This is a genomic window from Rhizobium sp. RCC_161_2, from assembly GCF_041355235.1.
Lineage (GTDB): Bacteria > Pseudomonadota > Alphaproteobacteria > Rhizobiales > Rhizobiaceae > Rhizobium.
On the sequence record NZ_JBFUPL010000002.1, the window covers coordinates 66,078 to 86,432 of the forward strand.

The following is a 20,355-nucleotide window of genomic DNA, read 5'->3' on the forward strand; positions in this document are numbered from 1 at the left end:
TCCCCCCGCGCGTATGTAAAGGGCAAGCGAGCCTGCGGAATCGCATTCGACAATAATTGTATGTGGTTTCCGCGGACTAGGTAACAGACTGAACCAGCAATGAGGCAGGGGTCCAACGGTGACCGCCCCGGCTTGGTACAGACAGACGAAGGCAGATTTTATATGGCAATCGGATTGCTGGGTTTTCAGACCACCATTGCAAACCCTGTGACACTTTCGGGTATCGGCGTCCATTCCGGCGCCAACGTGTCGATCACGTTCTACCCGGCCGAAGCTGGCACAGGTGTCATTTTCCAGCGTATGCATGACAATGGCGACGTGACGGAACTGCGCGCGGTTTCCTCGCAGGTCGGCAATACCGATCTTTGCACGGTTCTCGGTTTTTCTTCGGCGCGCTCGGTCGCGACGGTCGAGCATGTCATGGCGGCAATCTACGCGATCGGTCTGGACAATGTCATCGTCGAAGTGACCGGTGCGGAAATGCCGATCATGGACGGCAGCTCCTATCCCTTTATCGAAGCCATCGAGCAAGTCGGTATCGTTTCGCTCGGCGTCAAGCGCCGCTACATTCGTGTCACCAAGCCGGTTCGTATCGAAGCCGGCGGCTCTTGGTGCGAGTTCCGCCCCTATGACGGCACGCGCTTCGAAGTCGAGATCGACTTCGATTGCCCGCTGATCGGTCGCCAGAAGTGGGAAGGCGACATGACTGCGGAGACCTTCAAGAAAGAACTGTCGCGCGCCCGTACCTTCGGCTTCATGCGTGATGTCGAGCGGCTTTGGGCTTCTGGTCACGCGCTCGGCTCTTCGCTGGAAAATTCCGTCGTCATCTCCGACGACAACACGGTGATCAATGTCGAAGGCCTGCGTTACGCCAAGGATGAGTTCGTTCGTCACAAGACGCTGGATGCCGTTGGCGATCTGGCGCTGGCCGGCACGCAGTTTATTGGCTGCTACCGCTCCTATCGCGGCGGTCACCGCATGAATGCAAACGCACTGAAGGCGCTACTGAGCGATCCTTCTGCCTATGACGTGGTCGAGACCTCGGCGCCGCGCCAGCGCGTGCACAGCCGCGATTTCGTCACCGTGAATGCTGCCGAATTCGCTCCCTGGTCGGCGTGACCTCCAGAAATCCAGGTGGGTAAAGTTGCCGCTCCCGCGAGGGGGCGGCTCTTTTTTTGACAGGAGATTCGCGGGTGGCGTCTGGAGGTCGAGTACTTTCTCGCAATCGGGTGGCCCGGAAAGAAATCTCTTGTCGATACAACGATTAAAGCCTGCCATTCGGCGGGCTTTGCCACAAAAATGCGTTAATGCTTCATCATTGCGTTGCCCTGATGGTGCTTTTGCGGCTAGAAACGCCAGCGAGAGAACGCCGTTTCCGCAACAACGGCTAGTGGGACAGTCATCCGATGGGTTTTGCAGGGTCTGAAAGCATGAAGATTACAGCACGGGCTTTGCTCGTATCGCTTCTCCTGGCCGGTACCGGTGCGGTGGTAACGGGTTGCAATACGGACAAGGACATCGACATCAGTAAGCTCGGTGTCGAGACTGATCCGCCGGAAACCCTCTACAATCAGGGTCTTGCCAACATCAAGGCCGGCAACATGGCAGAAGCCGGACGCAAGTTCGACGCCATCAACCAGCAGCAGCCGTTCTCCGAATGGGCGCGCAAGGCGCTGGTGATGAGCACCTTCGTCAAATATCGCACCGGCCGTTACGACGACGCCGTGCAGTCGGGCAATAGCTATCTCAAGCAATATCCCGGCTCCGAAGATGCCGATTACGTGCAGTATCTCGTCGGTTCGTCCTATGCCAAGCAGATCGTCAGCGTAACGCAGGATCAGCGCGCAGCGCAGCAGACGATCGAGGCGATGAGCAAGGTCGTCACCAACTATCCGAACTCGCAATATGTCAGCGATGCGCAGGCCAAGATCCGTTTTGCCCGCGACCAGCTCGCCGGCAAGGAAATGCAGATCGGCCGCTACTATCTTGAGCGCAAGGATTATCTTGCAGCCATCTCCCGCTTCCGTATTGTCATTGAACAATACCCGACGACGAATCAGATCGAAGAGGCGCTGGCGCGTCTGGTCGAAGCCTATTACGCGATGGGCATCGTTCAGGAAGCACAGACGGCAGCCGCCGTTCTCGGCCACAACTATCCGGATAGCCGTTGGTACGCCGATTCCTTCAAGCTTCTGAAGACGGGCGGCCTTTCGCCGAATGAAAACGAAGGCTCCTGGATTTCGAAGGCGGGCAAGAAACTTCTTCTTGGGACGTGAGATTGAGCGCGCATGCTGATCCAGCTTTCGATCCGCGATATCGTACTGATCGAGCGGCTGGATCTTGCCTTCGAGACCGGGCTCTCGGTGCTGACCGGAGAGACGGGCGCGGGCAAATCCATCCTGCTTGATAGTTTGTCGCTGGCCCTTGGCGGCCGCGGCGACGGCGATCTCGTACGCCATGGCGAGGAACGCGGTCAGGTGACTGCGGTGTTCGATGTCGGCATGCAGCACGCCGCCCGCAAGCTTCTGCGTGAAAACGGCATCGATGACGACGGCGACCTGATTTTCCGTCGCACCCAATCCGCCGACGGTCGCACCAAGGCTTTCGTCAATGACCAGCCGCTCAGCGTTCAGCTCATGCGCCAGGCTGGACAGCTTCTCGTCGAAATTCATGGACAGCATGACGATCGCGCCCTGGTCGATACCGACGCTCATCGCATGTTGCTCGACGCTTTCGCCGGTATTACCGAGGATGTGCAAGGTGTCGGCCGGCTCTATAAGGTCTGGCGCGATACCGAACGGACGTTGCGGAAGCAGCGCGAGCAGGTGGAGAATGCCGCTCGCGAAGCCGACTATATTCGCGCGGCAGTCGAGGAGTTGGAGAAGCTGTCTCCGCAGGATGGCGAAGAGGATGAACTGGCCGAGAAGCGCTCGCGCATGATGAAAGCCGAGCGCATTGCCGGTGACATCGCCGAGGCTTCCGAATTCCTGAATGGCAATGCCTCTCCGGTTCCCCATATTGCCTCACTTGTGCGCCGGCTGGAGCGCAAGAGTCATGAGGCGCCGGGCTTGCTGGAAGACACGGTAGCCCTGCTCGACGCGGCCCTGGACCAGCTTTCCAACGCGCAGATGGAAGTGGAAGCGGCTCTCCGCAAAACAGAATATGATCCGCGTGAACTGGAGCGGGTCGAGGAGCGATTGTTCGCGCTGCGGGCTGCCTCGCGCAAATATTCCGTGCCGGTGACAGAGCTGCCGGCGCTGGCCGTGAAGATGATTGCCGATCTCGCCGATCTCGATGCCGGCGAGGAGAGGCTGGCGCGGCTGGATGCCGAACTGGCCGTTGCCAAGGCTGCCTATGATGCCGCAGCACACAGCCTCTCCGACAAGCGCCATCATGCCGGCGAAGCACTTGCCGCCGCCGTCATGGCCGAGCTGCCGGCGCTGAAGCTGGAACGCGCACGTTTCATGGTGGAAATCACTACGGATGCCGAAGGGGCCACCGCCGAGGGCATCGATGTCATCGAATTTCATGTGCAGACCAATCCTGGCACACGGCCGGGACCGATCACGAAGGTCGCGTCCGGCGGCGAGCTGTCGCGTTTCCTGTTGGCGCTGAAGGTGGCGCTGGCCGATCGCGGTTCGGCGCCGACCCTGGTCTTCGACGAAATCGACACCGGTGTCGGCGGTGCGGTGGCTGATGCTATCGGCCAGAGGCTGAAGCGCCTGTCCGATCGCGTGCAGGTGCTCTCGGTCACCCATGCGCCGCAGGTCGCAGCGCGCGCCGCCACGCATCTCCTGATCTCCAAGGGGCCGGTTGCCGACGGTTCCGAGAAGATTTCCACCCGTGTCGCCACGATGGCGCCCACCGATCGTACCGAGGAAATCGCCCGCATGCTCGCTGGCGCGTCGATTACCGAGGAGGCGAGGGCGGCGGCCAAGCGGCTGCTGGCGGGCAACGGCTGAGAGCGTCAAGCCTCACCCTACGCACTTCCCATTCCGCAAATTTTCACTAAAACATCTCGGAAATCCGGGAGTGCGAATCCATGAGCAGTGAACAGAAGCCCGTCGAAGATTTGACCGAAGAAGAAGCCGCCGCTGCGCTTGCTTATCTGGCCGCCGAGATCGCGCGCAATGACGCGCTTTATCACGGCAACGACGCGCCGGAGATTTCGGATGCGGAATATGACGCGCTGAAACGACGCAACGATGCCATCGAAGCGCGCTTCCCGGCGCTCATTCGCGCCGATAGCCCATCGCGGCGGGTCGGTGCCGCGCCGTCCGAAACCTTCATGCCCGTCGTGCACGCACGGCCGATGCTGTCGCTCGACAATACCTTCTCGCAGGAAGACGTGCAGGATTTCGTCGCCGGCGTCTATCGCTTCCTTGGCAGGTTGCCCGACCAGTCGATCGCCTTCACCGCCGAGCCGAAAATCGACGGGCTCTCCATGTCGATCCGTTACGAGAATGGCCGGATGGTGAGCGCGGCGACGCGTGGCGACGGCACTACCGGCGAAAACGTCACTGCCAATATCCGCACCATCAAGGAGATCCCGCAGACCCTGCCGGCCGGCACGCCTGCGGTCGTCGAGATACGCGGCGAGGTCTATATGGCCAAGAGCGATTTCCTGGCGCTGAACGCGCAGATGGAAGCGGAGGGCAAGCAGACCTATGTCAATCCGCGCAACACCGCAGCCGGCTCGCTGCGCCAGCTCGACGCCAAGGTTACGGCCAGCCGCAAGCTGAAATTCTTCGCCTATGCCTGGGGGGAGATGTCCGACATGCCGGCCGACACGCAATTCGGCATGGTGCAGACATTCGGGGAATGGGGTTTCCCGGTCAATCCGCTGATGAAACGGCTGAATTCGGTCGCGGACATTCTCGCGCATTACGACGAGATCGGCCTTCAGCGTCCGGACCTCGACTATGATATCGACGGCGTCGTCTACAAGGTCGACAGTCTGGAATTGCAGGCGCGTCTGGGCTTCCGCTCGCGCTCGCCGCGCTGGGCGACGGCGCATAAGTTTCCGGCCGAGCAGGCACTCACCCGGTTGCTCGATATCGATATTCAGGTCGGCCGTACGGGTGCTCTGACGCCGGTCGCTAGATTGGAGCCGATCACCGTCGGTGGTGTCGTGGTGACCAATGCGACGCTGCACAATGCCGACTACATCAAGGGCATCGGCAACAAGGGTGAGCCGATCCGCGATGGCCGCGACATTCGCGTCGGCGACATGGTGATCGTGCAGCGCGCCGGCGACGTCATTCCGCAGATCGTCGACGTCGTGCTGGAGAAGCGGGAGGCGTCGAGTGTCGCCTACGAGTTCCCTAAGACATGCCCGGTCTGCGGCAGCCACGCGGTGCGCGATCTCAATGAGAAGACCGGCAAGGTCGATGCGGTGACGCGCTGCACCGGCGGCTTTATCTGCCGGGCGCAGGCGACGGAACATCTGAAGCATTTCGTCTCGCGCAATGCCTATGACATCGAGGGGCTAGGCTCGAAGCAGATAGATTTCTTTTTCGAAAGCGAGGATCCGGCGCTGCAGGTGCGTACGGCGCCCGATATCTTCACCCTGGAAAGGCGCCAGCAGTCATCGCTGACCAAGCTGGAGAATATCGACGGATTCGGTAAGGTCAGCGTTTCCAAGCTCTATGCGGCCATCAACGAGCGGCGCGATATCGCTCTGCATCGCTTCATCTTCGCGCTCGGCATTCGCCATGTCGGCGAGACCACGGCAAAGCTCTTGGCGCGCTCCTATGGCACCTATGAGGCTTTTGAGGCGGGGATGAAGGAAGCGGCCCCGCTCGCGGGTGACGCGTGGAACGACCTCAACAATATCGAGGGTATCGGCGAGGTGGTCGCCCGCGCTGTCGTCGAGTTCTATAAGGAGCCGCGCAACGTCGAGGTGATCTCGAAGCTGCTTGACGAGGTAAGGCCGCAGGAGGCGGAGCAGCCGACCACCTCGGGCAGCCCGGTCGTTGGCAAGACGGTAGTTTTCACCGGTTCGCTGGAAAAATTCACCCGCGACGAAGCCAAGGCTAAGGCTGAAAGTCTCGGCGCCAAGGTCTCCGGCTCGGTCTCGAAAAAGACCGACATCGTGGTGGCGGGACCGGGCGCCGGCTCGAAGCTGGACAAGGCGCGGGAGTTCAACGTGCAGATCATGACCGAGGATGAGTGGCTGGAACTGATCGGTGGGTGATCGGCGGCGGCGATCCATGGACCGCCGCCTCTGGCCGTTTACATCCTGATCCGCGCCATCGTGAAGGCATCCACATATTCGCCGTTGCGAAATGCAAAGGCTTTGAGCCTTCCTTCGGTTTCGAAGCCGAATTTCTCGTAGAGTCCGATGGCAGATTTGTTGTCGACATAGACGGTCAGCTCCAGGCGCTTGATTGCGAGCCAGTTGTCAGCGGTGTCGATCAGGGCGGCCAGTAGTTTCGAGCCGATGCCGCAGCCAACGAATTCGTCGTGGACGCCCATTCCGAGGTGCCCGGTGTGGACCTGCCGACCGGAATGACGCCGCAGACCGGCATTGCCGACCACTTGCCCAGCGACGACCGCGACGAGGTTGGTCGCGTCAGGGGCTGGCTTTTCCAGCCATTCTCGCGTCTGTTCGATACTCTGAAAGGGCAGGCGCAACGTGCCGGCGCGAAAGCCGGGCAGGTTGGCGATAAGGGCGATACTTTCAGCGTCGGATGGCCGCGCGGCACGGATTTCTACAGCCTCGGATCGTGAGGATCCTCGTTCATCCGGTTCTTGCTGTCTTGAATTCATATGGCTCTCCTTGATATTCGGGAGGAGAGCAAGGACTTCAAACCCTGCTCGCCTCGGCAGGGTCGAAGGGGATCGCAGTCAGCTTAACGCAACGCAGCTCCCACTCGCCCTGCAAGGGGTGAGGTGGTGAGAAGATGCATCATGGTGGCGCGGTTTGCGATCATGTCGGCAGCTTCCTGTGCTTTTGCTCCGAAGTCAACAGCGTGGCCCGTGTATGCGATGGTGTTGGACGTGGCAGGCGATGCGCTGAAGCTTGCCGTCAACCACATGATGAAATTGGGGAATGCCAGGTTCATGGCTGGGCTTAAGAGCGGGTGATGACCACGTCGACCTCTTGCATCCCCCGAGCGCTATCTTACTTTAGCGATGCCGCTTGAACTCCCGGCGGCGATTGTCGGAGGATGACTGATGACGTCTTTGAAGTTGTATGCTGCCATTGCCGCGTCGTTTTTGGCACTAGCGCCCGTTTCCGCCTCCGCCGATGTTGTCGGCAAGGTTGGTGTGGACTGGACCGGCAATGATATTCTGGTCGATGCGGTGCCTGATCCGGGCGTGTCCGGTGTCACCTGCCACGTCACCTATTTCGACCGCAGCGTCATCGACCGGCTGAGAAAGGGCAACTGGTTCGAGGATCCCTCCAACAATTCGATCGCCTGCCAGCAGACCGGCCCGATCTCGATCGGCGACATCAACCTGTCGCAAGGCGGAGAGGAAGTGTTTCGCGCCGGGCTGTCGCTGATCTGGAAGAAGCTGGTTGTCACTCGGATCTACGACAAGAAGAACGATACGCTGGTCTATCTTATTCATTCGCGCGAGTTGACCAACGGCTCGGCGAAGATGGCGATTTCCACTATCCCGCTGTTCAGCCAGACCGTGACCTGGAAGAACGGCAAGCCTAACTGAGGTTACCGCGATGCTGTCGTGACAACCATAAAGTGGATTGTACCAAAAAAAGTTTAGCCCGTTAGTTGCCAAACTCACTTAAACGCTTCCGTATTGCATCATTTTGGTGCAATTTTATGGACGAACGTGGGAGTGTCGCTTCCATCTGTTCACGGCCTGCATGATCCGCCCGCGCCGGCTACACCCCGCTGGTGTCGGCTTAATAACATGATCGCCCTGAAGCAGCCGCTTCAGGGCGATTTTGGTTGGGGCTGTTTTTTCCGGATCAGGCTGCCTGCGCCAATTGTTCGGCGATGACAGTGTCGAGGTTGAGGAAGCAGACCATGGTCTTTTCTCGTGCCACGATGCCGCGGCAAAAAGCCCGCTGTGCTTCCGGAATGATTTCCGGTGGCGGCTGCAGATCTTCGCTCTTGATGGTCATCATGTCGGACACCTGCTCGACCAAAAGGCCGACGAGCTTACCGGCGATGTCGGTAACGATGATGGCTGAACGCTCGGACGGTTCGGTCATCTTCATGCCAAGACGGCAGGCCATGTCGATGACCGGGATCACCGCGCCGCGCAGGTTGATGAGGCCAAGCACATAGGGCGGCGTATGCGGCATCGGCGTCACCGGCGCCCACCCGCGGATTTCGCGGATGGCCATGATGTCGATGCAGAATTCCTGTCCGCCAAGATGGAAGGAGACGATCTCCAGATAAGCGCCCGATTGTTTGATGGCATTCGTCATGGTCAAGGACTTCCCGTTTGGCGCCGGCGGCACGCGGCGATGGCGATTGCAAGGGGATCGGCTGGAGCGGTTCAATGCTGCTACAGCATCCGAAGGCTTTGGCGCTCGAAAGGCGCGCAGCTGCTTCGGCGGGCGTCATGCCCTTCTGAATGAAGATGGATCGGCCGCTGGTCCAGCGGCCGGCGAATCTGACTTCGCCTACAGGATTGGATGTTGGCGCGGACTGGTTAGGATTGCTTTAACGCGGGGGCGAATTCCGGTGCATGCGAAAACATCTTCTTGAATTGCGTCGTTCCCTTCAACCCGTTACACCCGGTCCATGATCGCCCGCCGTCTCGCATGCCGAGTGTTAGCCGGGCGTGGTGGGGAATAAGCAGCGATGAAAACAGTGCGAATTGTTGTCTGGGTAGCCGTGTTGATCATGGCCGGAGTGTTGGGGTGGTTGACTTTCGGGGGCAGCAAGACGCCGGAGGCGGCAGCCGAAGGCCCCTATGGAGTACCGTTTGCGCTCACGGCCCAGAACGGCCAGCCGATCAGCGAGCAGGCGTTTCGCGGCAAGCCGACGGCGCTGTTCTTCGGCTACACGCATTGCCCTGACGTTTGCCCGACCACGCTGTTTGAAATGAACGGCTGGATGCAGAAGGTTGATCCTGACGGCACGAAGCTCAATGCCTATTTCGTCACCGTCGATCCGGAGCGCGATACGCCCGCGATCATGAACCAGTATGTGTCCAATGTCTCGAACCGCATCACTGGCATCTCCGGCGATCCCGCCAAGGTGATGGACATGGTCAAGGGCTTCCGGGTCTATGCCAAGAAAGTTCCGCTCGACGAGAAGGATCCGAACGGCGATTATACCATGGACCACACCGCCTCGGTCTTCCTGCTCGATGCCTCCGGCCGCTTTGCCGGTACGATCGCCTACCAGGAGGATCCGGACATTGCGGTCAAGAAGCTGGAGAACCTGATCAAGAAGGGATAGGGCGCCTATGGAGGATAGGGCCGGGGGAGAGAGGAAATCCAAGTTCATCCTGATTGCGGGTGCGGGTCCGGCCGGCTTGACGGCGGCGTTGGAACTGGCCCGTCGCGGCTTTGTGCCGCGCATCGTCGATGATGGCGAAGGGCCGGTGCCGTTGGAGGAGAGCCGGGCTCTCGGAATCAATGCCCGCACATTGACGCTGCTTTCGCCATCCGGCGTGGCCGGGCATATTCTCGCCACTGCTCAACCGGTCGCACATTTCCGTATCCGTTCGGGGGAGAAGACCCTTGCCGATGTCGATACACGGGAGGTGCCGGGTCGTTTTGGTGCCGTGCACGTTCTGGCGCAGGGCGCGACTGAGCGGTTACTGATCGAGGCGCTCGCCGTCTACGGCATCGCGCCGGAATGGCAGACCGCGGTCGTAGCGGAGACGATCGCCGATACTGGGAAGCCGGAAGTGACGTTGCGACGCGCCGACGGAAGTACGGAAACCGTTCGTCCCGATATACTGATCGGTGCCGACGGGGCGCATTCGGCCGTGCGCAAGGCGCTCGGTGCCGGTTTTCCCGGCGAGGCGCTGGAGGCCTATTTCTATATTGCCGATTTTCGCTATGCCAAACCGGTGGACACGCATTTCGTTGAGATCGCGCTTTGCGATCCCGGTATGATCGGGCGTCTGCCGGTGTCTTCCGATATCCTGCGCTATATCTCGACGCGGGAGGATTTTGAAAACCGCATCGTTCATCCGGACACAGTCGTCGAAAAGATCTGGGTTTCGCAGTTCCGCATTCATTTCCGCCACGTCGAGCCGATGGCCAAGGGCAATGTGTTCCTGGCGGGCGACGCGGCCCATATTCATTCTCCGGCAGGGGCTCGGGGCATGAATCTTGGTATAGAGGATGCCTGCTGGCTCGCTTGGCTCATTGCGGAAGGGCGCGAAGAGGAGTATTCGGCGCTCAGAATTCCGGCCGTGAAGCAGGTGCTGAAGCAGACCTATGGTTTGACCCGCTTGATCACCATGGAAAATGCGCTGGCGATCGCGATGCGCAATCTGCTCGCGCCGCTGCTTCTGGGTTTTGGGCCGTTGCGACGCAGGCTGCTTCATGGCGTTGCCGGCTACGACACGCCGAAGCCGCCATGGATCGACTGGGCTGAATAAGAGCAAGAGAGAGCGAAGAGTTGAGTGAAATCCGCCTTTACGTGACGACGACCGAGAAAAAGTCCGAGCAGGTTCTCGATCTGATGACGCCGGTGTTCGAAGATGAAGAATTGCCGATCGCGACCAGCGAGATCGATGAGAAGAGCGACATCTGGGAAGCGTCAATCTATCTTTATGCGGATGACGAAGACGACGTGCGCGCGCGTTTTGCGGCTTTGCTGAAGCCGACCTTTCCCGAGCTTGTCATCAAAAAGGAAGTGATTCCCGATGTCGATTGGATCGCCAAGTCGCTGGAGGGGCTGAAGCCGGTTCGTGCCGGGCGCTTTCTGGTCCACGGCTCCCATGACCGCGACAAGATCGGCTCGAGCGATATCGCCATCGAGATCGATGCCGGCCAGGCGTTTGGCACAGGCCATCACGGCACGACGGCGGGCTGCCTGGAGACGATCGAAACGGTGCTTGCCAGCCGGCGGGTGCGCAATGCGCTCGATCTGGGCACCGGCAGCGGTGTGCTGGCGATCGGGGTGCGCAAGCTACGCAATATCCCGGTTCTCGCCACCGATATCGATCCGATCGCGGTCCGTGTCGCCCGCGAAAATGTCCGCCGCAACGGCATTGCATCCGGCATCGCGCTGGAAACGGCACCGGGCTTTCATTCCACGGCCTTTTCCCGCCATGGGCCTTTCGACCTGATCATCGCCAATATTCTGGCCCGACCGCTGATTAAAATGGCGCCGCAGCTGGTCGCTCATCTGGCACCCGGCGGCTCGGTCATTCTCTCTGGCATCCTCGCCGCACAGCGCTGGAAGGTGTTGGCGGCCTATAATGGTGCGAAGATGCGTCATGTCCGCACCATCTGGCGCAACGGCTGGGTTACCATCCATCTCGACCGGCCTTGAGCCGGTCCATCTTCCGTTGGATGTGCCTTTTCAAGGTCATTAAAACGCAAAAGGCGGTGCCGAAGCACCGCCTTGCTGATCGGTATTTGACCGATCTTGCCCGCGAGCGTGTGGAGGAGTGCTCAAGCGGGCTCTACCGTTCTGGTTCGATCCGGGTGGGAGGAGGAGTCCCGGTCCGATCCAATAGGAACGTGTAGCTCTTCTAATTGTTAGTAACGACCGCCACGGCTTGCGGCGATTACCTTCGACGTTTCGACTTCGAGCTGACGAAGCGCGCCGATGGAGTGGCGTACGGTGCGCCGCTCGCCAGCCAGCGCCGGGCTAACATATGCGGAGCGAGAGATAGGCATTGTCATTGTCCTTTTCGAGCAGGTTCGTTGTGAACCCCGTTTGATGCGCTCCATATAGCGACTCGCCCCCTTGCGTGGCAGGGGGTATGCTTCATGGGAGCTATGCAGTTAATGCATATTGCCTGCCGCTATGATGTCACAATCGATCTCGGCTGCTCACGAAATGGGCGAAATCGTTAACGGGCGACTCGCATCGCCGACCGGCGGATCGGTTGAGAAGTTCCGCGCGCCTATTCACGCGTGATCTCGAGTGAAAATCGTTTCGCACTTCCCGGGATCATGCTCTAACATGCTGTTGCCGCTCAGTTTCGCGGATTCTCGGGTCATTTTCGGATTAAGCCATGTTCCAGTCTTTCGACGTCACATCCACCCCGCAATTCGGTCGCGAGCGCGTCACCGGCCTGCGTGCCGCCTTCAGCGATCTCGGCATTGACGGCTTCCTCGTGCCCCGTGCGGACGAATATCAGGGTGAATATGTGCCCAAATGCTCGGAGCGCCTGGCCTGGCTGACGGGATTTACCGGGTCGGCAGGTGTTGCGCTCGTGACACAGTCGCAAGCTGTTGTTTTCGTCGACGGCCGCTATGTGACGCAGCTGGCCGAGCAGGTGGACCGATCCGTGTTCACTGGCGGCGATCTCGTCGACGAGCCGCCGCATGTCTGGCTGCCGCGTCATGCGAAGAAAGGCTTCCGTCTCGGCATCGATCCGTGGCTGCACACTGGCGCCGAAGTCCGGCGGCTGGAAAAGGCGCTGGCGGAAATCGGCGGCAAGCTGGTCTTTCTGCCGCATAACCCGCTGGACAAGCTCTGGGCCGACCGCCCGGCCGAGCCGCTTGGCGGCGTCATCATTCAGGATATCGGGCAGGCCGGCATCTTGGCGAAGGACAAGCTGGCGACCATTGCGGCCGATCTGAAGGCGAAGGATCTCAAGGCGGCGTTGATCACCGATCCGTCCTCGGTCGCCTGGATCTTCAACATTCGTGGCAACGACGTGCCGCATACGCCGCATCCGCTGGCGCGCGCCATCATCTATGCCGAGGGTGAAGCCGAGATTTTCCTCGACAAGCGCAAGACCAAGATCGAGGCGGAGGCCTACCTCACACAGATCTGCAAGCAGCTTCCGCCTTCCGATCTCGTCAAGCGACTGGCTGCTGCCTCCGCGAATGGCGGGCGTATCCTGGTCGATCCCGATCTGGCGTCCTATGCGCTCACCGACATCATTCGCCGCGAGGGCGGCGAGGTGGTGGAGGGCACGGATCCGGCCAAGCTGCCGCGCGCGCGCAAGAATGCCGCCGAGATCAACGGCTCGGCCGCCGCCCATCTGCAGGATGGGGCCGCCATGGTCGAGTTCCTTTATTGGCTGGAAACGAGCAAGCCGGGCACAGTGACGGAGATCGCCGCCGCCGAACGGCTGGAGGCAAGCCGCGCCCGCGTCGGCCAGAGCATGCAGAACCCGCTCAAGGATATTTCCTTCGACACCATCTCCGGTGCCGGGGAGCATGCGGCGATCATGCATTATCGCGTGACGACGGAGACCGACCGGCTGATCCAGGTCGGCGAGCTGTTCCTGATCGATTCCGGGGCGCAGTATATCAACGGCACTACGGACATTACCCGTACGGTCGGCATCGGCGCGGTTCCCGAGGAGCAGAAACGGCTGTTCACGCTGGTACTGAAGGGCATGATTGCCATCAGCACGGCGCGTTTCCCGAAGGGCACGCGCGGCTGCGATCTCGATCCGCTGGCGCGTATCGCGCTGTGGAAATCCGGCGTCGACTTCGCCCATGGCACCGGCCATGGCGTCGGCTCCTACCTCTCGGTGCATGAGGGGCCGCAGCGCATCTCGCGGCTATCGACGCAGGAGCTGCTTCCCGGCATGATCCTGTCGAACGAACCCGGCTATTATCGCCCTGGCCACTTTGGCATCCGCATCGAAAACCTGATTTATATTCGCGATCCCGAGGAGATTGAAGGCGGCGATATCCCGATGCTCGGCTTCGAGACGCTGACCTTTTGCCCGATCGACCGCAGCGTTATCCTTGCCGAGCTGCTGACGCATGACGAACTGCATTGGCTGAACGACTATCACGCCAGAACGCGTGAGGCGCTGATGCCGCTGATCCACGATCCGGATATCCGGGCCTGGCTCGAGAACGCGACGCTGGAATTGAGTCACTAAGAGCGCCTATCCCGCCCCTGGCGGGCGGGAAAGCGATTTCTTAGGATTAGATGAGGGCTCGTCCCTCGGCTAATTCTTAGAAATCGCAAGGGCGGGGGTAGGTAGGGACGCACGGATCTTTGAAGCAAGGGACCAAGAAATGGCCCCCCTCTCTTGCAATTTCAATGGCTTAGAAATTGCGATGAGCTTTTGAATGGGCAGAGCTTTCCGTGCCGCAATTCCTAAACCAGTGAAATTGCTTTCTCGCCCGCCAAGGGCGAGATAAGGCCTGCGTGTCGCTTTAAATCCCGGCAAAATGCCGCCACGCCATCACGACGGCCCATCCCGCGATCAGCATGAATGTGGATGAGAAGCGCAGGCCGACCAATAGCGCGGCGAACATAGCCACCTTCGTGTCCCAGCCGCCGTTGAAGAAGGCGGGGGCGACGAGGGTTGTCAGCACGGCGGCTGGCACGGCATTCAGCGCAGCTTCCACTCGGGGTGGAATGCGCGTCATCTTGACGATCAGAATATAGCCGCCGATGCGGGTCAGGAAGGTGACGACGGCGGCCGTGAGGATCAGCAGGACCATATGCAAGTCGAAATCGAACATGGTCAGACCTCGTGATTTTCATTGACGAGGTCGGGCTTGCGGTTCGCTTTGACCGGCGGCAGCATGGCGGCGAGGGCGACGCCCGCGAGCGCGCCGATGCTGACATGCCAAGGCGAGCCGACGTAGCGATAAGCGATGGCCGAGACACCGGCGCTGGCGATCACCACGGGCAGGAAATTATCACGCTTGCGGAAGCCGATGACGATGCCGAGGAAATAGACCGGCAGCAGGATATCGAGGCCGATCGCCTTGGGATCGCCGATCATGCTGCCGAGCAGGCCGCCGATGAGGCTCAGCATCACCCAGACGACATAAATGACGGCGGCAAAACCCAAATACCAGGCGAAGGTGACGGGTTTGCCGCTCTCGTGACGTTTGACCGTTTCGGCAAATTGCGGATCGACCAGCAGGAAGAAGGTGAAGAATTTCTGGACCGGCGAGAAATGCCGGATGTAGCGGGCAATCGCGGCCGAATAGAGCACATGGCGGAAATTGACCGCCAGGATCGACAGCACGATCAACCAGGCCTGAACGTTGTGGCCGAAGAGATCGATGCCGACCATCTGGCTGGCGCCGGCATAGACGGTGCCGCTCATCAGCGTGAGTTCGCCGAGCGACATGCCTTGGTCTCGCGCCAGGGCGCCGAACAACGCGCCGAATGGCGCCGCCGCGATGGCAACCGGAGTGCCGCCCTTCAGGCCTTCAAAAAAATCCGCGCGACTCATGGTCCGCTCTGTCCTTCATGGGAATATCCGCACATAACTGGCTAAATCCGCGTGGATTTAACGGGTCATAGGCGGCGAAAAATACAACTGACTTTGCGCGTTGGATGGGATGCGCTGTGCACGGAGGAGCTGTAAGCTGGGAGGCAAGCATCGGCAATTCAATTTCCTTGATAGGACAATCGATTCCGTTGAACATCCGATTGGATATGTCCACGAAACGCCTGGGTGTCATCGATGAAGAAAATCACCTTCCCGAAGGAAGAAAAGGCCGCGATCGTGGCCCGCCTTCAGAAATATTTCGCCGACGAACTCGATCAGACGATCGGCACGCTGCCGGCTGAATTCCTGCTTGACTTCTTCACCACCGAAATCGGTCCGCATTTCTACAATCAGGGCCTGCGCGACGCCCATGCTGCGCTGATGACCAAGATGGAGGATTTTGGCGAGGCGATCTATCTGCTGGAGAGGGAGGTGGAGAAGCGCTGATCGGCTTTATTTCTTCGGCTGAAACGTATGCTCCGGCCCTGGAAACGTCCCTGCTTTCACCTCTTCCGCATAGGCTTCCACCGCCTTTGAAACCGTCGGCGCCAGCTGAGCGAAGTGCTTCACGAAGCGGGGTTTGAAATCGCTGAAGAGGCCGAGCATGTCGTCGGAGACGAGGATCTGGCCGTCACAGGCGGGGGAGGCGCCGATCCCAATGGTTGGGATACCGACCGAAGCGGTGATCTCGCGGGCAAGCGTTTCGACGGTGCCCTCGACGAGAAGCGCGAAGGCGCCGGCTTGCTCGATGGCTTTCGCATCCCGACGGATCTTCTCGGCTTCTTCTTCTGAGCGGCCGAGCGCGCGATAGCCGCCTGCCGTTTTCACCTGCTGCGGCATCAGCCCGACATGGCCGAAGACCGGCACGCCGCGAGCGGTCAGGAATGCGACGGTCTCAGCCATTTCCTCGCCGCCCTCCAGCTTGACGCCATCACAGCCCGTTTCTTTCAGGATCCGCACGGCATTGCGGAAGGCCTGCTCTTTCGATTCCTGATAGTAGCCGAAGGGCATGTCGACGATGACGCAGGCTTTTTGGACGCCCCGCATGACTCCTTGGCCGTGCGCAATCATCATCTCCAGCGTCACGCCGACTGTCGATTCCATCCCGTAAAGCACCATGCCGAGGGAATCGCCGACCAGAAGCAGATCACAATGCGGGTCGAGCAGCCGGGCAATCGGCGTCGTATAGGCCGTCAGACTGACGATCGGGCGTGTGCCCTTCATCGCCTCGATCTGGGAGGTGGTATTGCGTTTGGTCAGTCCTGTCGCGCTCATGTCAAGCCGCCTTTTCGCTGGCGGCCTGCTTGCGGCCGATGACGCGGTTGTCGAGCAGGCGGGTCGCGCCGATGCGTACGAAGAGGGCGACGAGGATGGGTTGGCCGTGCAGGCTCGTAAGCGGTTCGAGCGTGTCGGGATCGCGGACGGCGGCGACTTCTGTTGTTGCCAACGGTTCGCTGGCGATGAAGTCGCGCAGTGCCGCTTCGAAAGCGATGGGGTCGTCAGCGCCCTCGTTATAGAGCCGTTCGGCTTCGGCCAGCGCCTTCGGGACGATGACGGCGGCGGCACGCTGTTCCGTCGAGAGGTAGACGTTGCGTGATGATAGCGCCAGGCCATCGGCATCGCGGACCGTCGGCACCGGCACGATGCGGACCGGCTGGGCCAGATCCTCCACCATGCGGCGGATGATCGCCACCTGCTGATAATCCTTCTCGCCTAAATAGGCGCTGTCGGGCTGGGCGATGTTGAAAAGCTTGGTGACAACAGTGGCCACGCCGGCGAAGTGGCCGGGGCGAACAGCACCCTCCAGCTCCATGCCGAGCTTCGTCACGTCGACAACCGTTTCCATCGGCCGGGGATACATGTCGGCGATGCCGGGCGCGAAGATGAAATCGACCTTGCCGTCCCGCAGCATGGCGCTGTCCCGCTCGAGATCGCGCGGATATTTCGCCAGATCCTCGTTGGCGCCGAATTGCAGCGGATTGACGAAGATCGAGACAACGACGATATCGTTTTCAGCTCTGGCGCGCGCGACAAGCTCCATGTGACCGGCATGCAGATAGCCCATGGTCGGCACCAGGCCGATGCTGTTGCCGGCTCTGCGATGCACGGCAAGGCGCTCGCGCAATGCGGCTATCGTGCTGATCGTCTCCATGATGCTCCTCCACGGACGCGCCGCCCGACGCTTGTCCGTCTCCCGTCTTTTGATTTTGGCGGCTCTTCTAACGTGTGCAGTGCGAAAAGGCAATTCAAGGAGAGGCGGTCATTCGCCCTCATGGTTCGAGACGGCATTGCTGTCTTCCTCACCATGAGAGCTAACCCTCCGTGCAATCTAATGCCAAATCAGCGCTTGCGAGCAGCGCGGCGTTCACTCCACCTCATGCTGAGGTGCGCAGCCCAAAGGGCAGCGCCTCGAAGGATTGGGGCGGCCCGGATCCATCAAAGCTTTTCATATAACTTAGCGTTTTTCTCAATCTTTTTCGGTTAACTGCCGCTCATGGCGAAGATCGTGGCATTGGCGGCATATTTTTATCAGGCAGCGATTGCCTTCGGGCTGCTGATCGCGGTGGCGCATCTGCTGGCACCGGCGGATTATGCCGCCTATTCGTTGTTCATCTCCATCAGCCAGTTTGCGGCGATCTTCTGTTTCGAGTGGATTCGCTTTGCCTGCAGCCGCTTCTATCCCGGCCAGGCGCCCGGCAGCGAGGCGGCGGAGCGTACGGCGTTGAGCATCGAGTTTGCGGCTTGCGCCGTGATCTGTATCCTGGTTGCCAGTGCGTCGATCTTCTTTGCCGTATCGCCCGAGATCGCGGTGCTTGGCAGCCTTGTGGTCATCCTTCAAGGTGGAAGCGACCTACACCTGACCATGCTGCGCTTTCGCCAAGAATTTCACGCCTTTTCACGCCTGCAGGGCTCCCGCGCCACCATTCTGGCCATTGGCACGCTGGCCGGTGCGGCGATTGCGCCGAACTTCACCTCTACTGTGGCCGGTCTGCTCGGCGGCTATGTCGCCTATAGTATCCTGGCGATGCTTCTCACCCGCAACAGCCTGCGCGAGGCGGCGGGCTTCCAGCCGCCGCTGGTCAGAAAACATTTTGTCTATGGCAGCGTTGCGGCCGGCGCCTCTGTCATCGGGCTTCTGGCGCCGCTCGGGCTGAAATCGATCCTGACAGCGGTCTTGGGGGCGGGCGGTGCGGCAGGGGCACTCCTGGCGCTTGATCTGCTGCAGCGGCCTTTCGTACTGATTGTCGCGGCTCTGCAGGCTATTCAATATCCCGATGTCGTCGCGACCTATGATCGCGAGGGCGCCACACCGGCGTTCCGGCGGCAGCTTGGCGGCTACTATTCGCTGCTATCGGGCTTCACGCTGATGACGGCGGCGGGGATTTTCGCGCTGTTGCAGCCGGTCGGTCATTTCGTCATTGCGCCCGGTTTGCGCGAGGGCTTTTTCAGTGCCGCGCCGTTTGTCACCGGCCTTGCCGTCTGCCGGGCTCTGACGCTCAACATGCTGCCGACGCCGGCGCATCTGCGTCACCGGTTGCTGGCGATCTTCCTGCTGGCGGTGGTGGATTGCGTGTTGCTCAATGCCGGGGCCTTAGCGGGCGGCTATCTTCATTCCTTCAGCGACGGTGCGCTGATGGCGGGCGGCATGGTCGGCGCGCTGATCGCGATGGTGATCGGCGGGAAGGTCTTGATGGCACTGCCATTTGATTTCGTCTGGCAGCCGGTCGTGCTTTCCGCCGTCGGGCTTGCCGTGCCGGTGCTTGCGACCGCCGGATTCGATTATTCGCTATGGATCTCGGTGGGGGCGGGGATTATCGGTGGCGGCGTCTTCTGCCTGCTCGGCCTCTACAGCTACTTCGTGACGATGTTCCGTCCACGAATGGCCTCGTAACTCAGAGACTTTCGAGCATTCTCAGCACTTTTTCGGCGCTGCTATCCCAGGAAAAGCGGGCGACATTCTCGTAGCCCTTCTTGCTGAGATCCGCTCGCAATGCTTCATCGCCGGCAATCCGGCGCATGGCTGTGACCAGCTCATCCTGTTTCGTCGGGTCGAAGTAGAGCGCGGCGACGCCAGATGCTTCGCGCACGGCGGGGATATCGGCTGCAAGCACCGGGCAGCCCTGCGTCATGGCTTCCAGCGGCGGAATGCCGAAACCCTCATAGAGGCTCGGAAAGACGAAGGCGGTGGCATGGCGCTCGAGTGCGGCGATCTCGGCATCGCTCAGTCGACCGGGGAAAAGCATGTGGTCATTGGACTGAGGGCCATCCGATTTGAACACGGTCGGTGCGGTGCCGCCGACGACGACCAGCTTCTGATCGAGATCGCCGAGTGCCTCGAAGGCGCGGATGGCGAAATCGAGGTTCTTGTTTGGCTTCATCGTGCCGACCAGCAGGAAGAAGCCGTTCCTCTTGAGGCCCAGGCGCTGGATGATGGTTTCGTCCGGCTCGATGGCGGCGAAGTGATCGACGGCGTTGTAGACGACATCGATGCCATCTGCGAGGACGCGGAAGACAGAGGCCAGCTCCTGGCGGGAGAATTCCGAGACGGTGCCGATTTTCGCGGTGCGGGTCAGGACCGCACCGAGCGCGCCATGCAGCAGCCGATAGCTGCGCTTGAACGACTGCGGATGCCGGAAGATCGTTACGTCATGGATGATCACGGCCTGGCGGCGATGTAGCAGCGGACCGCTGCCACCGAAGCCGATCAACCGGCCGCCTCGCGAGCGGGCAAGCAGCGCCGTCTGCTCCCAGAGATGGCCGGGGCCGGAGCCGAAGGCGTCGACCGATATGGCCGAAAGTTCGATATCGAGCGGCGTGTCGCGGGGCACGGCCAGCCGCCAGCTCGCGCCCTTCAGTGCAGCGGGCACGTCGCCTGCGGCTATCTTGCGGTCGAGCGCCAGCGTCAGCTCTCGCGCGAAACGCTGCACGCCCGATAGAGGCTGGCCGAGAAAACGCCCGTTGATGGTGATCGACTGCACGCGAATATCCATATTCCCTAATATCGGGAATAGTTTGCGCCGTTTTCTTTAG

General features: G+C 60.5%; 20 protein-coding genes. 11 read left to right on the top strand and 9 right to left on the bottom strand.

Annotated elements, in window-relative coordinates:
- Positions 1-162: 162 nt before the first annotated feature.
- The 4 genes from lpxC (at position 163) to ligA (ending at position 6,196) form a co-directional block, all read left to right on the top strand.
- Positions 163-1,119: a UDP-3-O-acyl-N-acetylglucosamine deacetylase gene (gene lpxC / locus AB6803_RS04455; protein ID WP_371107758.1), complete on the top strand. Its 957-nt coding sequence runs from the start codon at positions 163-165 to the stop codon at positions 1,117-1,119.
- A gap of 287 nt (positions 1,120-1,406) precedes the next feature.
- Positions 1,407-2,276, top strand: coding sequence for an outer membrane protein assembly factor BamD (locus AB6803_RS04460; protein ID WP_371107759.1), 870 nt, complete (start codon positions 1,407-1,409; stop codon positions 2,274-2,276).
- A 12-nt stretch (positions 2,277-2,288) separates the two neighbouring features.
- Positions 2,289-3,962, top strand: coding sequence for a DNA repair protein RecN (recN, locus tag AB6803_RS04465; RefSeq protein ID WP_371107760.1), 1,674 nt, complete (start codon positions 2,289-2,291; stop codon positions 3,960-3,962).
- 80 nt (positions 3,963-4,042) lie between these two features.
- Positions 4,043-6,196: an NAD-dependent DNA ligase LigA gene (gene ligA / locus AB6803_RS04470; protein ID WP_371107761.1), complete on the top strand. Its 2,154-nt coding sequence runs from the start codon at positions 4,043-4,045 to the stop codon at positions 6,194-6,196.
- 38 nt (positions 6,197-6,234) lie between these two features.
- On the opposite strand, the gene AB6803_RS04475 is transcribed toward ligA, so the two are convergent.
- Together AB6803_RS04475 and AB6803_RS04480 are read right to left on the bottom strand one after the other, a co-directional pair.
- Entirely contained in the window at positions 6,235-6,771 is a 537-nt protein-coding gene (locus AB6803_RS04475) for a GNAT family N-acetyltransferase (protein WP_371107762.1), read from the bottom strand.
- An 83-nt stretch (positions 6,772-6,854) separates the two neighbouring features.
- The gene (locus AB6803_RS04480; RefSeq protein ID WP_371107763.1) at positions 6,855-7,067 is read right to left on the bottom strand and encodes a hypothetical protein; all 213 of its coding nucleotides are present in this window, start codon (positions 7,065-7,067) and stop codon (positions 6,855-6,857) included.
- 112 nt (positions 7,068-7,179) lie between these two features.
- Here AB6803_RS04480 and AB6803_RS04485 point away from each other — a divergent pair, with 112 nt between their 5' ends.
- Complete coding sequence (locus AB6803_RS04485; protein WP_371107764.1) at positions 7,180-7,674, top strand: CreA family protein; 495 nt, start codon at positions 7,180-7,182, stop codon at positions 7,672-7,674.
- Positions 7,675-7,939: 265 nt separating this feature from the next.
- On the opposite strand, the gene AB6803_RS04490 is transcribed toward AB6803_RS04485, so the two are convergent.
- Complete coding sequence (locus tag AB6803_RS04490; protein ID WP_007697141.1) at positions 7,940-8,404, bottom strand: chemotaxis protein CheW; 465 nt, start codon at positions 8,402-8,404, stop codon at positions 7,940-7,942.
- A 379-nt stretch (positions 8,405-8,783) separates the two neighbouring features.
- Between AB6803_RS04490 and AB6803_RS04495 the strand changes: the two genes are divergently transcribed.
- From AB6803_RS04495 to AB6803_RS04505, 3 genes are read left to right on the top strand one after another with little or no spacing between them, the layout of a single operon-like run.
- Complete coding sequence (locus tag AB6803_RS04495) at positions 8,784-9,386, top strand: SCO family protein (RefSeq protein WP_371107765.1); 603 nt, start codon at positions 8,784-8,786, stop codon at positions 9,384-9,386.
- Between the two features lie 7 nt (positions 9,387-9,393).
- Entirely contained in the window at positions 9,394-10,542 is a 1,149-nt protein-coding gene (locus tag AB6803_RS04500) for an FAD-dependent oxidoreductase (RefSeq protein ID WP_371107766.1), read from the top strand.
- Positions 10,543-10,562: 20 nt separating this feature from the next.
- The gene (locus tag AB6803_RS04505; RefSeq protein WP_371107767.1) at positions 10,563-11,441 is read left to right on the top strand and encodes a 50S ribosomal protein L11 methyltransferase; all 879 of its coding nucleotides are present in this window, start codon (positions 10,563-10,565) and stop codon (positions 11,439-11,441) included.
- Between the two features lie 209 nt (positions 11,442-11,650).
- Here the strand turns inward: AB6803_RS04505 and AB6803_RS04510 are convergent, their stop codons facing one another.
- Complete coding sequence (locus AB6803_RS04510) at positions 11,651-11,791, bottom strand: hypothetical protein (RefSeq protein WP_368509868.1); 141 nt, start codon at positions 11,789-11,791, stop codon at positions 11,651-11,653.
- Positions 11,792-12,132: 341 nt separating this feature from the next.
- Here AB6803_RS04510 and AB6803_RS04515 point away from each other — a divergent pair, with 341 nt between their 5' ends.
- The gene (locus tag AB6803_RS04515; protein WP_371107768.1) at positions 12,133-13,968 is read left to right on the top strand and encodes an aminopeptidase P family protein; all 1,836 of its coding nucleotides are present in this window, start codon (positions 12,133-12,135) and stop codon (positions 13,966-13,968) included.
- A gap of 280 nt (positions 13,969-14,248) precedes the next feature.
- Here AB6803_RS04515 and AB6803_RS04520 read toward each other — a convergent pair whose 3' ends face one another.
- Together AB6803_RS04520 and AB6803_RS04525 are read right to left on the bottom strand one after the other, a co-directional pair.
- Entirely contained in the window at positions 14,249-14,560 is a 312-nt protein-coding gene (locus AB6803_RS04520) for an AzlD family protein (RefSeq protein WP_371107769.1), read from the bottom strand.
- Between the two features lie 2 nt (positions 14,561-14,562).
- Positions 14,563-15,285 carry an AzlC family ABC transporter permease gene (locus AB6803_RS04525; protein ID WP_371107770.1) on the bottom strand — a complete coding sequence of 241 codons (723 nt, stop codon included), beginning with the start codon at positions 15,283-15,285 and terminating at the stop codon, positions 14,563-14,565.
- A 234-nt stretch (positions 15,286-15,519) separates the two neighbouring features.
- On the opposite strand from AB6803_RS04525, the gene AB6803_RS04530 reads away from it, so the two are divergent.
- A complete protein-coding gene (locus tag AB6803_RS04530) occupies positions 15,520-15,771 on the top strand; it encodes a DUF2164 domain-containing protein (RefSeq protein WP_371107771.1) in 252 nt (83 codons plus the stop codon).
- A 6-nt stretch (positions 15,772-15,777) separates the two neighbouring features.
- Here AB6803_RS04530 and panB read toward each other — a convergent pair whose 3' ends face one another.
- Positions 15,778-16,599: a 3-methyl-2-oxobutanoate hydroxymethyltransferase gene (panB, locus tag AB6803_RS04535; RefSeq protein ID WP_371107772.1), complete on the bottom strand. Its 822-nt coding sequence runs from the start codon at positions 16,597-16,599 to the stop codon at positions 15,778-15,780.
- 1 nt (position 16,600) lies between these two features.
- A complete protein-coding gene (panC, locus tag AB6803_RS04540) occupies positions 16,601-17,476 on the bottom strand; it encodes a pantoate--beta-alanine ligase (protein ID WP_371107773.1) in 876 nt (291 codons plus the stop codon).
- Positions 17,477-17,830: 354 nt separating this feature from the next.
- Between panC and AB6803_RS04545 the strand changes: the two genes are divergently transcribed.
- The gene (locus AB6803_RS04545) at positions 17,831-19,216 is read left to right on the top strand and encodes a hypothetical protein (protein WP_371107774.1); all 1,386 of its coding nucleotides are present in this window, start codon (positions 17,831-17,833) and stop codon (positions 19,214-19,216) included.
- 1 nt (position 19,217) lies between these two features.
- On the opposite strand, the gene AB6803_RS04550 is transcribed toward AB6803_RS04545, so the two are convergent.
- Positions 19,218-20,303 carry a glycosyltransferase family 4 protein gene (locus tag AB6803_RS04550; protein WP_371107775.1) on the bottom strand — a complete coding sequence of 362 codons (1,086 nt, stop codon included), beginning with the start codon at positions 20,301-20,303 and terminating at the stop codon, positions 19,218-19,220.
- Positions 20,304-20,355: the final 52 nt, after the last annotated feature.

Bases quoted from the DNA above. Each gene is read 5' to 3' on its own strand.
- AB6803_RS04480 (WP_371107763.1), bottom strand. From the start codon at position 7,067: ATGAACCTGGCATTCCCCAATTTCATCATGTGGTTGACGGCAAGCTTC.
- lpxC (WP_371107758.1), top strand. From the start codon at position 163: ATGGCAATCGGATTGCTGGGTTTTCAGACCACCATTGCAAACCCTGTG.
- AB6803_RS04500 (WP_371107766.1), top strand. From the start codon at position 9,394: ATGGAGGATAGGGCCGGGGGAGAGAGGAAATCCAAGTTCATCCTGATT.
- recN (WP_371107760.1), top strand. From the start codon at position 2,289: ATGCTGATCCAGCTTTCGATCCGCGATATCGTACTGATCGAGCGGCTG.
- AB6803_RS04520 (WP_371107769.1), bottom strand. From the start codon at position 14,560: ATGTTCGATTTCGACTTGCATATGGTCCTGCTGATCCTCACGGCCGCC.
- AB6803_RS04510 (WP_368509868.1), bottom strand. From the start codon at position 11,791: ATGCCTATCTCTCGCTCCGCATATGTTAGCCCGGCGCTGGCTGGCGAG.
- AB6803_RS04490 (WP_007697141.1), bottom strand. From the start codon at position 8,404: ATGACGAATGCCATCAAACAATCGGGCGCTTATCTGGAGATCGTCTCC.
- panC (WP_371107773.1), bottom strand. From the start codon at position 17,476: ATGGAGACGATCAGCACGATAGCCGCATTGCGCGAGCGCCTTGCCGTG.
- AB6803_RS04530 (WP_371107771.1), top strand. From the start codon at position 15,520: ATGAAGAAAATCACCTTCCCGAAGGAAGAAAAGGCCGCGATCGTGGCC.
- panB (WP_371107772.1), bottom strand. From the start codon at position 16,599: ATGAGCGCGACAGGACTGACCAAACGCAATACCACCTCCCAGATCGAG.
- ligA (WP_371107761.1), top strand. From the start codon at position 4,043: ATGAGCAGTGAACAGAAGCCCGTCGAAGATTTGACCGAAGAAGAAGCC.
- AB6803_RS04460 (WP_371107759.1), top strand. From the start codon at position 1,407: ATGGGTTTTGCAGGGTCTGAAAGCATGAAGATTACAGCACGGGCTTTG.
- AB6803_RS04515 (WP_371107768.1), top strand. From the start codon at position 12,133: ATGTTCCAGTCTTTCGACGTCACATCCACCCCGCAATTCGGTCGCGAG.
- AB6803_RS04485 (WP_371107764.1), top strand. From the start codon at position 7,180: ATGACGTCTTTGAAGTTGTATGCTGCCATTGCCGCGTCGTTTTTGGCA.
- AB6803_RS04495 (WP_371107765.1), top strand. From the start codon at position 8,784: ATGAAAACAGTGCGAATTGTTGTCTGGGTAGCCGTGTTGATCATGGCC.
- AB6803_RS04525 (WP_371107770.1), bottom strand. From the start codon at position 15,285: ATGAGTCGCGCGGATTTTTTTGAAGGCCTGAAGGGCGGCACTCCGGTT.
- AB6803_RS04475 (WP_371107762.1), bottom strand. From the start codon at position 6,771: ATGAATTCAAGACAGCAAGAACCGGATGAACGAGGATCCTCACGATCC.